The following is a 15,838-nucleotide window of genomic DNA, read 5'->3' as shown; positions in this document are numbered from 1 at the left end:
AAATGAAATCAATTAATTTTGTGCACGATTCTTCGAATCATGTTAGAGATTAAATCGTTACACGAAATGAAATTTAGTGCGTGCCTGAATTACAAAATTACAAATTGAAGGTTACAAGTTTAAGTTGATTATTATTGTAAACCACGAAGTGGTTTAATAAGAGTAGAAAAAATGTGACGAACGAAAAATTATCAGAACCCTGAAGGGGTTCAATAATAGGCGATCAGAATAGAAAAGTTTGAAATGATGGAAAATTGGAATAATGGGCTGGTGATTGTAACACGAAATGAAATTTCGTGAAAAGGAATAAATGATAATAGGTTGAAGGTTGATATAATGTGAGAATAGATTCGGTTGTAATGATAGAAATTTGTTTTTAACACAAAATATAATTTATGAAAAAAAGCAGCTAATAACCATTTAGGTTTTATTATTATCGATTATGCAAATTACCTCACCCAAATGAATTATTTTTTATAACTAATCATAAAAATTAATAGATGAAAATGATTTTTGATAATCAACACATAGAATTACTATTCAAATTCCACTTTCCAAAATACAATTAGATTATATTAAATTTTAAGGTGGAATATAACTACTATTGTCAAAACAATTTTTTTATATTTAATGAAGAAAAATGTACAAAGGTGTTAAAATGAAAAATGAAATAATTTTCATTGTTGAAGATTCTCTGGATGGAGGATATGAAGCCAAAGCTTTGGAGCACTCTATATATACAGAAGCTGAAACGATGGAAGAACTTAAAAAAAATATAGTAGAAGCAGTAAATACTCATTTTGATGAAGATGAAAAACCTCATATAATTAGAATTCATTACATAAAAGAAGAATTGTTATCAGCTTGAAAATACCAAGAGATATATAAGAAGAAGAATTAATTGCAGCTCTGGCAAAGTTGGGATATAATATTACACGTCAAAAAGGGAGTCACATAAGGTTAACGTTTAAAACTGAAGAAAGAATTCATCATTTAACAATTCCAAATCATAACCCTCTTAAAATAGGAACACTCAATAATATCTTAAATGCCTTGTCAAATTTTCATAAAATAGAAAAGAAAGATTTAATTAAAAAATTATTTGAGTAAAAAAGTATTAGTTTAGGGTTTGTAAGTTGATTGATAAAGGGAATTAAAGCGCTTGGAAAAATGGGAAATTGGAATGTTGGAATGATGGAATAATGGGCTGGTGATTGTAACATGAAATGAAATTTCTTGCAAATGGTTGCGGTTTCATGTTAAAGATTCCTAGTTAAAACCCCGAAAGGGGTTTAATATTAAATAGAAAAATGTTACAAAAAACATCTACGAACCCTGTAGGGGTTCAATGATAATGTATAGAAGAGAAGCGCTTGTAATGATGGAAAAATGGAAAATTGGAATGATGGAATAATGGGAAGGTGAACTGTTTATAGATAATGGTTAAAGGTTAATGCCACGAAAAATAATCTAAATTTAACAAATTTAAAATACAACACAAATTATTGATATATTTGCAAATAACCCGATAAAATAATAAATTGACTTTATAAAAAATCGGGTTAAACCAATAAATGCACATCAAACGTTATCTTTACGATGAAATAAAAAAGCATTTAATAGCAAAAGAGATATCATTAATTGTAGGTCCACGGCAGATCGGTAAGACTACTTTAATGATGGAGTTGATTGAGGAACTCAAAAGAAAAAACGATAAAGTACTATTTTTAAATCTTGATTATGAGGGTAATAATCAATTTTTCAAAAGTCAGGAATTACTATTAAATAAAATCAAGTTAGAAATTGGTAATGAAGGTTATGTTTTTATTGATGAAATACAAAGAAAAGAAAATGCTGGTATATTCTTAAAAGGCATATATGATATGAATTTACCATACAAATTTGTTGTTTCAGGTTCTGGCAGTTTGGAATTAAAAGAAAAAATTCAGGAATCTTTAGTAGGCAGAAAAAGATTATTTGAACTTTTTCCTGTAACTCTAAAAGAATTTGTTAATTTCAAAACTAATTACCAGTATGAAGATAAACTTGATGAATATTTTGAGCTGGAAAAAGAAAAATGTAAAATATTACTAAATGAATATTTGAGCTTTGGAGGTTATCCAAGAATAGTAACAGAAAATATTATTGAAGAAAAAAGGAAATTAATTGATGAAATTTATCGAAGTTATATTCAAAAAGATATTATTTCTCTATTAAATATAGATAGACCAGATGCATTTGAATTGTTAATAAAAATTTTAGCTACACAAACAGGTAAACAAATAAATTATTCTCGATTATCCAATTTGCTAAATATTTCTACAATAACACTTAAGAAGTATTTATACTATGCAGAAAAAACTTTTGTAATAAGTACAATAACTCCATTTGTTCGTAATAGCTTAAAAGAATTATCAAAATCAAAGGTTGTTTACTTTTATGACCTTGGTCTAAGGAATTTTGCTAATAATAATTTTTCTTTGCAGCAAAATCCTGTTGAACTGGGATTTATATTTCAAAATCTGGTAAAAAATTTAATCGAAGAACAATTGGCATGGAAGAACTGGACTATTAATTATTGGAGAACTACTGATAAAGCAGAAGTTGATTTTATTATTAATAAAGGAGAAGAAATTATCCCTATTGAAGTAAAGTATTCAGATGTAGGAACTATAAAGCGTTCTTTAAGAAGTTTTATTGGAAAATATTCACCGAGAAAAGCTTTTGTAATTACTGTTAATTTATCTAATGAATTTTTAATAGATAAAACAAAAGTTATTTTTTTGCCATATTATAAATTATACAGAGCTGATATATTTGATTAGTTAAAGGTTAAAAGGGGTTGGTAATAGAAATGGTTGGAATGATGGGCTGGTGGATTGTAACATGCAATAAAATTTCATGTAAACATATAAATAGTTGTATGTTGTAAGTTAAAGATTGAAATTTGCTGGTTTAAATACAATTAATGGTTAAATTTAATCGAATATTTATAATTCGTGTACTAATATATATTCAATTTAATTTCTGAAATGAAATACCTAATAATTATTTTTTTTACAACATCAACTCTATTATACTCACAAACAATTTCCGGCTTTTCAGGACTACTCACAATTCCTGATGCAAATTTATTTCATGATGGCACATTAAATTTTTCTTTTCATTATCTTGATAAAAAATATGTTTCTTTTGGAGGTTACAACGATAATGCAGTTGTTTATTCTGCAACATTGAATTTTTTACCATTCCTTGAAGTCAATACAAATTTTGTCTATTTGCTCAAGCATAAGGGAACTCAAGGTATTGGTGATAGGAGTGTTGGTTTTAGAATAAAATTTTTAGATGAGGAAAATCATTTTATAAATTTATCAACTGGAATAAACAACATCGGAACAGCATTTGGAGGAGTAGGAGCAATACATAAGCAATCAATTTATATAGTTGCTTCGAAAAAAATATGGAAATGTAATTTAGTCATAGGGCATGGATTTAAAGTATTCAAAGCAGCAGATTATCAATTTGTTGGTCTATTTGGTGGAATTTCATATCAACCATTTAACTTTTTAGAATTAATTACAGAATACGATGCTGAAAGATTTAATACTGGAGTAAGATTAACTTTATTAAAACATATAAAAATATTAGCTGGATTAATGAACTTGAAAGATTTTAGTGGAGGAATAAGTTATTCACTGGTGTTAGAATAAAACGGGGGAATGATGGAATAATGGAAAATTGGAATAATGGTTCGGTGAATTGTAACACGAAATGAAATTTCGTGAATGATATTTGAATAAATGGAATCATTTAATTATGTGCACGATTCTTCGAATCGTGTTACAGATTAAAAACCACGAAGTGGTTTAATATGAATAGAAAAATGTAACGAACGAAAAATTATCAGAACCCTAAAGGGGTTCAATGATAATGGTGAGAACAGGGACGCTTGGAATAATGGAATAATGGGCTGAGGAGTAGTATTTGTTGCAAGTTACATGGTAAAGGTTAATGATTGCTGGTAAATGGTTAATATGTGAATAACCCTAAAAAGGTTTAACATTAAGACTAAATATTTTGCCCGGAGTTTTTATTGGCGAATATTGAGTCTCCTCTTTTTAAAACTCACAATGAAATTCTTAAAAGAATTTTTGATTTAATCATATCATTAATAATCTGCATCTTTATCCTTCCTGTTTTAACAATAATCATAGGAATAATTATAAAATTAGATAGCAAAGGTCCTGTCTTTTTTAAGCAAAAAAGATTTGGGAAGAATAAAAAATATTTTGTTCTTTATAAATTCAGAACAATGTTTAATAATGGAACCGAGGAAATTACTAAAGCAGGATATTTCTTGAGAATGAATAACATTGATGAGTTCCCACAATTTATAAATGTATTAAAAGGGGATATGAGTATTGTTGGACCAAGACCACATGAAGTAAATGAAGATTTACTATTTTCAAATTTAGTGAAAGATTATGGTTGTAGATACTTAGTAAAACCAGGCATTACAGGTTGGGCACAGATAAATAATTTGCGTGGAAAAGTTAATGATATTAATGAACTACTAAAGCGTTTTGAATATGATATTTGGTATATTAAGAATTGGTCGTTCTGGTTGGATATCTTAATAATTATTAAGACGGCTATAAAGATGATTAAAGGTGATACGAAAGTGTATTAGTTTATCGATTGCTTGTTACAAGTTGAAGGTTACAGGTTGAAAGTACAGGTTACAAAAACCACGAAGTGGTTTAATAAGAATAGAAAAAATGTGAAGTACGAAAAATTATCAGAACCCTGCCGGGGTTCAATATTAAACGTTGGGAATAGAAGCAATTGGAAAAATGGAATGTTGGAATAATGGGCTGATGGCTTGTAACACGAAAAGAAGTTTCGTGCGTAACTAAAACTCAGCTTATGCAATGAATCTTGGCAAACTTCCTGAAGCAGAAACAATTCAATTTATTATCGAACGATTTAGGAGCACAAAATTAATTATTAATGAAGAAGTTGCTGCATTAATAATTGAAAAAGCTAATAACATTCCTTACTACATTCAATTTTTGGCTTCTGAGGTATGGCAATATGCAATAGGAAATTATAAAAAAATTCAGAAAGAATTTGTTGAGTTTTGTTTTGAAAGAATAATTGAATTGAAGAGTGATTATTATTATGAACTTTATGATAAACTATCTTTATACCAGAAAAAATTAATCTATGCACTTGCAAGAGAAAATCAAAATATATTCTCTGCTGAATATGCTAAGAAGTATAGACTTTCGGTTCCATCAACAACTCAAAAAGCATTGAAAAGTTTAATAGAACAAGGAATAATCGAAAAAGAAGAAAATTCTTATCTATTCGATGATCCATTTTTTAGAGAGTTCATATTACGCTTTACAGCGTAACGCTCTAAAGCGTAATGATGAATCATTTCTAATAATTTTAGTATATAAAAATTTAGAGTAAGCAATATTATAAGTTGAGGGTCTGCAGGTTTTAAGGTTGAAAGTTAATGAATGCTGGCGGGGATTAATGAGAGAGAATTGCAAAATTGCAAGATTATGCCGTAAGGCATTCCTTTGGAACAAAATTGTTAGTTGAAGGTTGCAGTTACAAAAACCACGAAGTGGTTTAATATGAATAGACAAAATGTAATGAAATATACATTTTGAGAACCCTGAAGGGGTTCAATGATAATGTATAGAAGAGAAGCGCTTGGAAAATTGGAATGTTGGAATGATGGAATAATTGGCTAGTGATTGTAACACGAAACGTAGTTTCGTGAGTGGTATTTGAATAAATGAAATCAATTAATTTTATGCACGATTCTTCGAATCGTGTTACAGATTAAAAACCACGAAGTGGTTTAATATGAATAGACGAAATGTAATGAAATATACATTTTGAGAACCCTGAAGGGGTTCAATGATAATGGTGAGAACAGAGGCGTTCGGAAAAATGGAATAATGGAATGTTGGGATGGCGGATTGTAACACTAAATGAAATTTCATGAATTGTAATTGAAAAAATGAAATCAATTAATTTTATGCACGATTCTTCGAATCGTGTTACAGATTAAAAACCACGAAGTGGTTTAATATGAATAGACTTTTTTAATTTGATAACAGCAGGGAGCGCGAAGAATTTTGAAGAAATTTTTGAATCATATCTTTGCGCTCATTGCGGTTTAATTTTATAATAATAACTCTCTTATTGAATAACAATTGAATAAAATTCCTTATTTAATTAATAACATTTTCTTAACAGAAATATAATCCTCTGTTTTAAATCGATAGAAGTAAACCCCGCTTGGAAGATTAACAGCATTAAATTCATATTCATATCTGCCCGCCTCAATTTCAGCATTTATTAATTCTGCTACTTTTTCTCCCAATATGTTATAAATGCACAATTCTGCTTTTGTTCTTTTTGGAATACTGAAAACTATTTTAGTAACAGGATTAAATGGATTCGGATAATTTTGCTCTAACTTATACTCTTTTGGGATTTTAACTTTTTCTTTTACATCAACAGTGATTTGATGAATTTGAGCAGGTGATTGCTGAGTATTTCCAACATTATCTGTTGCAAGTACATATAATCGATAAGAATTTTCTGGCTGCACTGGAATATTAATTGGTGATTTATCTGATACAGCAGCTAAGGTAAAGGGACCATCACCAGTTGAAAGATAAACTGCAGCATTTTTAACTCCTGAACCACTACCATCATTTCCATTCCAAGCAACTAATAACTCATGCGAGCTTAATTGAGATATGTTTGTTATATCTGCTGATGGCGAATCAAAGTCTAATGTGTTAACAACAGTATTCGTTGCAAGCGGTTTGTTAATGTCAAATGTAATGACAGCTCTGTTTCTAATTTTAGTTTCACTTGGTAAGTTTGGTTTTAAATTAACAGTGAATTTAACCCAACCTTCACCTTCGGGAGGATTAACATTTGGCGGAAGTTCAATTCCAACAAAATCCCACTTTAAAATATTTCCAGTTCTTGTTAATGTTTTATTTACAAGTGGATGACTTACATCACCAAATTTTACTGAGTTGATATCAAATACATTTTCATCTAAGGTATCAAGAATTACAATTTGATATGCAGGTGCGGTTGCTTCTTTTTTATTTTCGAAAAATATTGTGTAATTCATTGTTGCTGCAGAAGAGATAAAACCTTCTTTGCCGTGACCAGTTGGACCTTCTTTAGCATTTGGGTCCCACGATGTTACTTTAACAAGTTCTTTTTCTTGTTTGTCAAAATTACCATTAACATACTCTTTCATTCCTTTGACTGTATTAGATAGACAATCAAGAATATCTTTAGCAAGAAAAGCAGGCCAGGCAACTATTCTTCCCGTTTTTTTAAGTATTTCTTCAGAAGCTTTTTTAGCAACACCTTTAGCACCATTTTCAATTGTTACAGCATCATTCAAACTGTTCTTTAATGCTTTTACAGATGCATCTGTTAATGATTTATCCTCCTCGACTGGTCTCCACACTTCATAGCAACTGTTTACAACTGTGTTGGAAATATATTCTTCTAAGATTGCACCCCCAACCCAAAGAGCTATAACTGTAAATGTTACTGGTTCCATTGACTTGAACGAAGTTCCAAGTGCAGATTTAACTATTACATCAAAACTTCTTACTTCTTTTGGAGCCAGCGGTTGAACTAATAATAATATTTCATCTTTCATATTATCATAAACTAAAGAATCAATTGGAATATACTTTAGTGAGTCTGTTCCAATTTTTTTAGAATACATTCCATCAAAGTATACACCTTGATTTGTTTTTAGAATAATGAAAAATTTATCTGTTGGATAATTATTATTGTTCCAGTAACTGATTGTATACCTATTTGGCGGTCCAACTCTTACTTGCATTCTTCCAGTTATTGTAACAGATATTGATGATATATTGGCAACATTACCCGAACTTAGTATGATATCTCCAGTAAGTGTGATTGGATTATTGTTTGTTCCAACAGTAATTTTTTTGTTCGCAAGGTCTCTTTGTGTATTAACCGCGTTAGAAATTTTTTTCCATGTCTCACCATTATCTGTTGTAATGTAAACTTCGAGATTGTTGGGGTCTTGACCATTGAGTATTTCATCATCATAATATAATTCAACTGAGTATGAGCTTAAATTTTTATTACCTTTAACATTCCAATATCTTTTAATTGCAGATGACATTTTTGGATGAAGTAAATTGTAAGAAGTTACAATTAATGAATCAGAAGTTGCTCTGTCGTACACAACAGGATTAATTTTCATAAAAGGTTGAACATCAACAGAGCCGCGGGTATAAATATAATATCGATTAGTAATTTTGCCATTATTTATTACTGTTCCATAATTTGAAATTGTTTTGTCTGCTATCAATTCAGAATTATTATTGATAGTAAGTGTAACATCTTTTTTAATTAACAAACCTTTCTTTACATTCAAAAATTGATCAATTGTAAAATAGGCTGGTGAACTTCCTTCTTTATCAAGTTCTATATTTGTAAAGAAAGTTCCATAAAGTTTAGTTACATTGTTATCACCTTTTAGTATTAAATAACTTATCTCAAATCTTCCATAATTATAAACATTTCCTAATGCATAACAAGTTAATCCGCCGAATCTGTTTTTAAATGTTCCATAATTATAGATATCACCATTAACAGTAAATTCTCTTCCAATACAGCATTCATCTTGAATTACTTTATCTTTTGCAACTTTTAAATCATGATATATTATATTATCCCCAACAAAAAGCATTGTATCTTTTCCAGTTAAAATGAAATCTCCATCAAGATTAGAAGCAAATCTTCCTGTGACATCAATTTCTCCATCCGAATAAATTGTTCCTCCTTTGAAAATAAAATCTGAACTGACAAAATCTTTTTTAGATAGTTTCATTAATTTGTAAGAACCCATATTTAATATATCATTATAAAGATAGATTGTAGTAGTTGAATCAAAAACTAAATCAGAAGCAGCATTAATTTTTCCATCAGGTTTTTTTTCAATCCAACCGCAGGAATATTTTTGAGTTCCACTTATTGATTGATTATCATCTCCAATGAATCTTAGGAATGATGTGAATTCACCATTGTTAATTACATTTCCTTTTACTTCTACTGTTAATCCACCATGACGATTAGTAATTATTCCATTATTTGTGAGGTTACCTTGAATTGTTATTGTTCTTCCCAGATAAGGTTCATCTGCTAATACTTTTCCACTTGCTACCGTTAAATTTTGTTTTATTGTGTTTTCACCAGTAAATAATAATGGTGTATTTCCTATTAATGTTGGATTACCGTCAAGGTTTGAACCAAATCTTCCACTGATATCAAGTTGTCCATTTGAATAAATTGTTCCACCAGAAATTATATCGCCAGAATTATCAATATTTTTTCTTGAGATTTTAGATAATTTGTAACTGCCCATGTTTAGAACATCACCATCTAATCTTACAGTTGTAACTGAATCAATTTCTAAATCACTCATTGCAATAATTGTCCCATCTGGATTTTTGTCAATTCCGTAGCAACTAATTTTTTTTGTACTTAAAATTTGCTGAGAGCCTGAACCCCCAAATGTTATCCATCGATTAATAAGAGTTCCATAATTCTGCATGTTGCCTTTAATTAAAAGAGTAACTCCATAATTACCTTGACCAATTCTAACAGTTCCATAATTTATAAAATCACCATTGATAGTTAATGTTCTTCCCATAGACGGTTCATCTTCAATAATACCATTAGAATTGATTGTTAAATTTTTGCATTCAACATTACTAATTACTACAGGACCATTAATAACAACATCACTATTTGCATTTGGGGCTACACCACCAATCCATGTTGAAGGGCTATTCCAATTGCCACCTTGAGCAGTGGATGAAATGGTTTGTGAAAGTATACTGATGTTTGTGTAGAGAATCAGTGAGAAAAATAATTTTTTCATACTAATCCCTCTGCTTAATGATAAATAAATTTATTTTATGAAAAAATTTTTCTTCACTGATTCTCAAACAATTATAAGATATTTTTTAATTAATTAAAATACCGACAATATTATCTTTATTTTATATCACTTTCTTTCTATTATTGTATTTTGAAAAAAAATAAATTTCTTAGAAATAAGAGAATATTTCTAAAATTTATAGATTTATGTAAAAATCTTTTACAAAAGCATTAAAAAACTAATTTATTGAAAAAAAATTACCTTTAAAATTTTGGCAGGATATTTGTTTTAGGAATAAAGTTTTTTTAAGATTAACAGAGTATTCAAATAAAATAAAGGTGTATTAATGGAAAGAAAAAAAATAACGATTGATGGAAACGAAGCAGCGGCACATGTTGCTTATCGTGTGAGCGAAGTAATTGCAATCTATCCAATTACACCATCATCGCCGATGGGAGAATTATCTGATGCTTGGTCAGCAGCTGGAGTGAAAAATATATGGGGAACTGTTCCCACTGTTACGGAAATGCAAAGTGAAGGCGGTGCTGCTGGTGCTGTTCATGGTTCACTTCAAGCTGGTGCTCTAACTACAACCTTTACAGCTTCTCAAGGTTTGTTATTAATGATTCCAAATATGTATAAAATTGCTGGTGAACTTACACCAACTGTATTTCATGTTAGTGCACGTTCTTTGGCTGCATCGGCTCTTTCAATTTTTGGTGACCACAGCGATGTAATGGCTACCCGTCAAACTGGATTTGGATTAATTTGTTCAAATTCAGTTCAAGAAGTTATGGATACTGCTTTAATTGCACATGCTGCTTCTCTTGAATCAAGAATTCCATTCGTTCATTTCTTTGATGGATTTAGAACTTCTCATGAAGTAATGAAAATAGAAGCTTTGACAGATGATGATATTCGTGCAATGATTAATGATGATTATGTAAAAGCTTTCAAGGAAAGAGCATTAACCCCTGATAATCCTTTCATTAGAGGAACGGCTCAAAATCCTGATGTTTATTTCCAAGGCAGAGAAGCAGTTAATAGATTTTATAATGCTTGTCCTGATATTGTTCAAAACACTATGGATAAGTTTGCAAGACTTACAGGTCGTCAATATCATTTGTTTGATTATTATGGTGCACCTGATGCAAAAAGAATAATCATTCTAATGGGTTCTGGTGCAGAAGCTGCTGAAGAAACTGTTGAGTATATGACTCAAAGAATGGAAGAAAAAGTTGGTATTGTTAAAGTAAGATTGTATCGTCCATTCTCAGCAAAACATTTGCTTGCTGCTATTCCAAAAACTGTTGAAAAAATTGCAGTGCTTGATAGAACAAAAGAACCAGGTTCTTTTGGTGAACCACTTTATCTTGATGTTCTTTCTGCAATTAGTGATGCAATGAATTCTGATAATCCACCATTTGCTAAAATGCCAAAGATTGTCGGCGGCAGATATGGATTATCTTCTAAGGAATTTACTCCTGCAATGATTAAAGCTGTATTTGATAATTTGAAATTGGATAATCCAAAAAATCATTTCACTGTTGGAATAATTGATGATGTTACTTTTACAAGTCTTGATTACGACCCATCCTTTATTATTGAAGGTGATGATGTTGTAAGATGCATGTTCTATGGATTAGGTGCAGATGGTACTGTTGGTGCAAATAAAAATTCTATAAAAATTATTGGAGAAGAAACGGATAACTATGCACAAGGTTATTTTGTTTATGATTCAAAAAAATCAGGTTCAACTACAGTATCTCACTTAAGATTTGGCAAGAGACCAATTCGTTCTACTTATTTAGTTCAAACAGCAAATTTTGTTGGATGTCATCAGTTTACATTGCTCGAAAAATTTGATGTTCTTGAAAATATAAAAGAAGGCGGAACATTCCTTTTAAATTCACCTTATGGAAAAGATGAAACTTGGGATAAATTGCCGCGTAAAGTTCAACAGCAAATTATTGATAAGAAATTAAATTTCTATGTGATTGATGCTTACAGTGTTGCAGCAAAAACAGGAATGGGAAGCCGTGTTAATACAATAATGCAAACATGTTTCTTTGCAATATCAGGAATACTTCCAAAAGACGAAGCTATTGAACAAATCAAAAATGCAATTAAGAAAACTTACGGTGCAAAAGGAGAAGAAATTGTTAAGAAGAATTTCGAAGCAGTTGATCAAACACTCGAGAATCTACACAAAATTGAAGTTCCAGAAAAAGCTACGAGTACAATTGAACTGCCGCCAATAGTTTCTGATAAAGCTCCAGATTATGTAAAAAATGTTCTTGCAAAAATTATGGCAGGAAAAGGAGATTTAGTAAAAGTTAGTGAAATGCCTGTTGATGGAACATTTCCTTCAGGAACTACAAAATGGGAAAAAAGAAACATTGCACTTGAAGTTCCAGAGTGGGACCCTGAATGGTGTATACAATGCGGTAAATGTGCTCTCGTTTGTCCACATGCTGCAATTAGAATAAAAGTATACGACAAGAAATACCTTGAAAATGCACCAGCTACATTCAAGCATATGGATGCAAAAGGGAAAGAATTTCCAGAAGGTTATGCATATACAATTCAAGTTGCAGTAGAAGATTGTACAGGTTGTGAATTGTGTTATGAAGTATGTCCAGCAAAAAATAAAAAAGATACCAAACGAAAAGCTCTCAATATGGTTCCACAAATTCCAATTCGTGAACAAGAAAGAGCTAATTTTGATTTCTTCCTTGAATTGCCAGAAATTGATAGAAAATTAGTAAATACATCATTAGTAAAAAGCAATCAGTTATTAGAACCATTGTTTGAATTTTCAGGTGCATGTTCTGGATGTGGTGAAACTCCATATCTCAAATTAATGTCGCAGCTATTTGGTGATAGAGCAATAATTGCAAATGCAACTGGATGTTCTTCAATTTATGGTGGAAATTTACCAACAACACCTTGGGCAAAAAATAAAGAAGGAAGAGGTCCAGCATGGTCAAATTCATTATTTGAAGATAATGCAGAATTTGGAATGGGAATGCGATTGGCTATTGATAAACAAAATCAATTTGCAAAAGAACTGCTCGTTAAACTTCAAGATGAATTAGGAAAAGAATTTGTTGAATCAATTATAAATGCTGAACAAAAAGATGAAGTTGGAATTTATGAACAGAGATTAAGAGTAAAAGAATTAAAAGAAAAATTACAGAAGATGGATTCAAAAGATGCGAAGAAGTTACTTGAAATTGCAGATTATCTTGTTAAAAAATCTGTATGGATAGTAGGCGGTGATGGATGGGCTTATGATATTGGCTATGGTGGATTAGACCACGTTTTAGCTTCTGGCAAAAATGTTAATATTCTTGTACTTGATACAGAAGTATATTCAAATACTGGCGGACAAATGTCGAAAGCAACTGGAATGGGTGCTGTAGCAAAATTTGCTGCTGCAGGAAAGCCAACTCCAAAGAAAGATTTAGCTATGATGGCAATGAATTATGGTAATGTTTATGTAGCAAAAGTAGCTTTCGGTGCAAATGATGCTCAAACAGTTCGCGCATTTCTCGAAGCTGAAGCTTATGATGGTCCATCTCTAATTATTGCTTACAGTCATTGTATTGCTCATGGTATAAATATGGCAAAGGGACTTGAAAGTCAAAAGCTTGCTGTTGATAGTGGTTACTGGCCATTAGTTAGATATAATCCAGAAAATCTGAAAGAAGGAAAGAATCCATTGAAATTAGATTCTAAAGCTCCAAAGATTAAACTTGAGGATTATATCTATCAAGAAACAAGATATAAGATGTTGACAAAATCTCATCCACTTATTGCAAAACAATTACTTGAAAAAGCTCAAGAAGAAGTGATTAAGAGATGGAAATTGTATGAACAGATGGCAAGCTTTGATTTTTCTGGTAATGGAAAAGAAAAACTAGAAGAAAAAGTTAATTAATAATTATAAAGAGGTCGTTCAAATAAGAACGGCCTCTAAATTTAAATAAAAAATTTTTTTCGGGGGATTTATGGATTTATCAACTACATACATGGGTTTGAAATTAAAAAACCCAATTGTTCCTTCAGCATCACCGTTATCTCAAAATGTTGATACAGTTAAAAGAATGGAAGATGCTGGAGCATCTGCAGTTGTTGTGTATTCATTATTTGAAGAACAAATTATACATGAGAGCGGTGAACTTGATCATTATTTATCTTATCATGCAGAAAGTTATGCAGAAGCTTTGAACTATTTTCCTGAACCAGAATCATTTTATTTAACACCTTATCAATATCTCGACCATATTGCAAATCTTAAAAAAGCAGTTAATATTCCTGTAATTGGAAGTTTGAATGGAGTAAGTAAAGGTGGATGGATTCAATACGCAAGAAATATAGAACAGGCAGGAGCAGATGCTCTTGAATTAAACATTTATTATGTAGCTACAAATCCTGATGTGACAGGTTCTGAAATAGAAAATATTTACATCGATACTTTGAAAGCTGTGAAAAGTCATATTAAAATTCCTGTTGCAATAAAGTTGAGTCCATATTTTTCATCTATGGCGAATATGGCAAAAAAATTAGATGAAGCAGGGGCAGATGCACTTGTTTTATTTAATAGATTTTATCAACCAGATTTTGATTTAGAAAAATTGGAAGTGGTTCCAAATTTAATTTTAAGTACAAATTGGGAAATGAGATTACCATTAAGATGGATTTCAATTTTATATGGAAATATAAAAGCAAGCATGGCTGCTACAAGTGGAATTCATTCTCATGAAGATGTTATTAAAGTAATTATGGCTGGAGCAGATGTTGCAATGATTTGTTCTGAACTTTTAATGAACGGAGTTGGAAGAATTAAAGAGATATTAAATGGACTTGAGAGATGGATGGAAGAAAATGAATATGATTCAATTCAAACAATGAAAGGAAGTATGAGCCAAAAATCTGTAGCAGAACCAGCCGCATTTGAAAGAGCAAACTACATGAAGATGCTGCAGAGTTACAAAACACATATATAGAGTTGAAATAGTGGAAAGATGGAATAGTGAGAATTAAATAAAATATAGTGTTGTAAGTTGATTTGGAGAATCAGCAAGGTTTATTAATAATGTAAGTATTATGATTAGAATTTTGCATAAACAAAATGATTTTTTGATATTTCATATATATTAACGAAACAGCGTTTAGTATTATAATCTCAATATTCCATTTTCTCAACATTCCATTTTTCCCAACATTTATGTTTCCTAAGCTATGATTGAACTCATATAGGTTTCTAAAATATATTTATTTCCTTTCATCTATTAATATTAAACCCCTTTCGGGGTTTTTAAATTGAAACCGTCAATCTGTAATCTTGTGCCCAAGGAATGGAGACTGTGTAAAAAGTTCTTTAAAGCAACTTAACTCATCCCCTCGACTCTTTCTCTTATAAAGAGAAGGGGCGATTTCGCTCTATTTTCAAAGTCCCTTAGAGAGATTTAGGGTGAGTTATTTATTAACAAGATAATTTTTACACAAGCTCAATGCATATTTGCACGATTTTTTAACTTATTTTGCACGAAATTTCATTTCGTGTTAAATCACCAGCTCATTATTCCAATTTTCCATCATTCCAAACTTTTCTATTCTGATCGCCTATTATTGAACCCCTTCAGGGTTCTGATAATTTTTCGTACTTCACATTTTTTCTATTCATATTAAACCACTTCGTGGTTTACAATAATAATCAACTTAAACTTGTAACCTTCAACCTGCAATTTTGTAATTCAGGCACGCACTAAATTTCATTTCGTGTAACGATTTAATCTCTAACATGATTCGAAGAATCGTGCACAAAATTAATTGATTTCATTT

The 15,838-nt window shown here is 30.5% G+C and carries 9 protein-coding genes; 8 read left to right on the top strand and 1 reads right to left on the bottom strand.

Going from position 1 to position 15,838, the window contains the following annotated elements:
- Positions 1-640: 640 nt before the first annotated feature.
- From AC27L2_RS13010 to AC27L2_RS12985, 6 genes are all read left to right on the top strand, one after another.
- The gene (locus AC27L2_RS13010; RefSeq protein ID WP_487212197.1) at positions 641-868 is read left to right on the top strand and encodes a 2-oxoisovalerate dehydrogenase; all 228 of its coding nucleotides are present in this window, start codon (positions 641-643) and stop codon (positions 866-868) included.
- A gap of 32 nt (positions 869-900) precedes the next feature.
- Positions 901-1,110 carry a type II toxin-antitoxin system HicA family toxin gene (locus AC27L2_RS13005; RefSeq protein WP_487212198.1) on the top strand — a complete coding sequence of 70 codons (210 nt, stop codon included), beginning with the start codon at positions 901-903 and terminating at the stop codon, positions 1,108-1,110.
- Between the two features lie 464 nt (positions 1,111-1,574).
- A complete protein-coding gene (locus AC27L2_RS13000) occupies positions 1,575-2,825 on the top strand; it encodes an ATP-binding protein (protein WP_487212196.1) in 1,251 nt (416 codons plus the stop codon).
- Positions 2,826-3,032: 207 nt separating this feature from the next.
- Positions 3,033-3,710, top strand: a complete 678-nt coding sequence (locus AC27L2_RS12995) for a YjbH domain-containing protein (RefSeq protein WP_487212195.1) — start codon at positions 3,033-3,035, stop codon at positions 3,708-3,710.
- A 383-nt stretch (positions 3,711-4,093) separates the two neighbouring features.
- Positions 4,094-4,690: a sugar transferase gene (locus tag AC27L2_RS12990; protein WP_487212194.1), complete on the top strand. Its 597-nt coding sequence runs from the start codon at positions 4,094-4,096 to the stop codon at positions 4,688-4,690.
- A 241-nt stretch (positions 4,691-4,931) separates the two neighbouring features.
- Positions 4,932-5,417, top strand: coding sequence for an STAND family AAA ATPase (locus AC27L2_RS12985; RefSeq protein WP_487212193.1), 486 nt, complete (start codon positions 4,932-4,934; stop codon positions 5,415-5,417).
- Positions 5,418-6,250: 833 nt separating this feature from the next.
- On the opposite strand, the gene AC27L2_RS12980 is transcribed toward AC27L2_RS12985, so the two are convergent.
- A complete protein-coding gene (locus AC27L2_RS12980; RefSeq protein WP_487212192.1) occupies positions 6,251-9,988 on the bottom strand; it encodes a DUF7619 domain-containing protein in 3,738 nt (1,245 codons plus the stop codon).
- A 346-nt stretch (positions 9,989-10,334) separates the two neighbouring features.
- On the opposite strand from AC27L2_RS12980, the gene nifJ reads away from it, so the two are divergent.
- Positions 10,335-13,931: a pyruvate:ferredoxin (flavodoxin) oxidoreductase gene (nifJ, locus tag AC27L2_RS12975; RefSeq protein WP_487212191.1), complete on the top strand. Its 3,597-nt coding sequence runs from the start codon at positions 10,335-10,337 to the stop codon at positions 13,929-13,931.
- 70 nt (positions 13,932-14,001) lie between these two features.
- Positions 14,002-15,000, top strand: coding sequence for a dihydroorotate dehydrogenase-like protein (locus tag AC27L2_RS12970; RefSeq protein ID WP_487212190.1), 999 nt, complete (start codon positions 14,002-14,004; stop codon positions 14,998-15,000).
- Positions 15,001-15,838 lie beyond the last annotated feature (838 nt).

It is taken from the genome of Rosettibacter sp. KY25, assembly GCF_057554405.1.
This window is presented reverse-complemented; position numbering and strand designations above follow the sequence as displayed.

Bases quoted from the DNA above. Each gene is read 5' to 3' on its own strand.
- AC27L2_RS13010 (WP_487212197.1), top strand. From the start codon at position 641: ATGTACAAAGGTGTTAAAATGAAAAATGAAATAATTTTCATTGTTGAA.
- AC27L2_RS13000 (WP_487212196.1), top strand. From the start codon at position 1,575: ATGCACATCAAACGTTATCTTTACGATGAAATAAAAAAGCATTTAATA.
- AC27L2_RS12995 (WP_487212195.1), top strand. From the start codon at position 3,033: ATGAAATACCTAATAATTATTTTTTTTACAACATCAACTCTATTATAC.
- AC27L2_RS12985 (WP_487212193.1), top strand. From the start codon at position 4,932: ATGAATCTTGGCAAACTTCCTGAAGCAGAAACAATTCAATTTATTATC.
- AC27L2_RS12980 (WP_487212192.1), bottom strand. From the start codon at position 9,988: ATGAAAAAATTATTTTTCTCACTGATTCTCTACACAAACATCAGTATA.
- nifJ (WP_487212191.1), top strand. From the start codon at position 10,335: ATGGAAAGAAAAAAAATAACGATTGATGGAAACGAAGCAGCGGCACAT.
- AC27L2_RS12970 (WP_487212190.1), top strand. From the start codon at position 14,002: ATGGATTTATCAACTACATACATGGGTTTGAAATTAAAAAACCCAATT.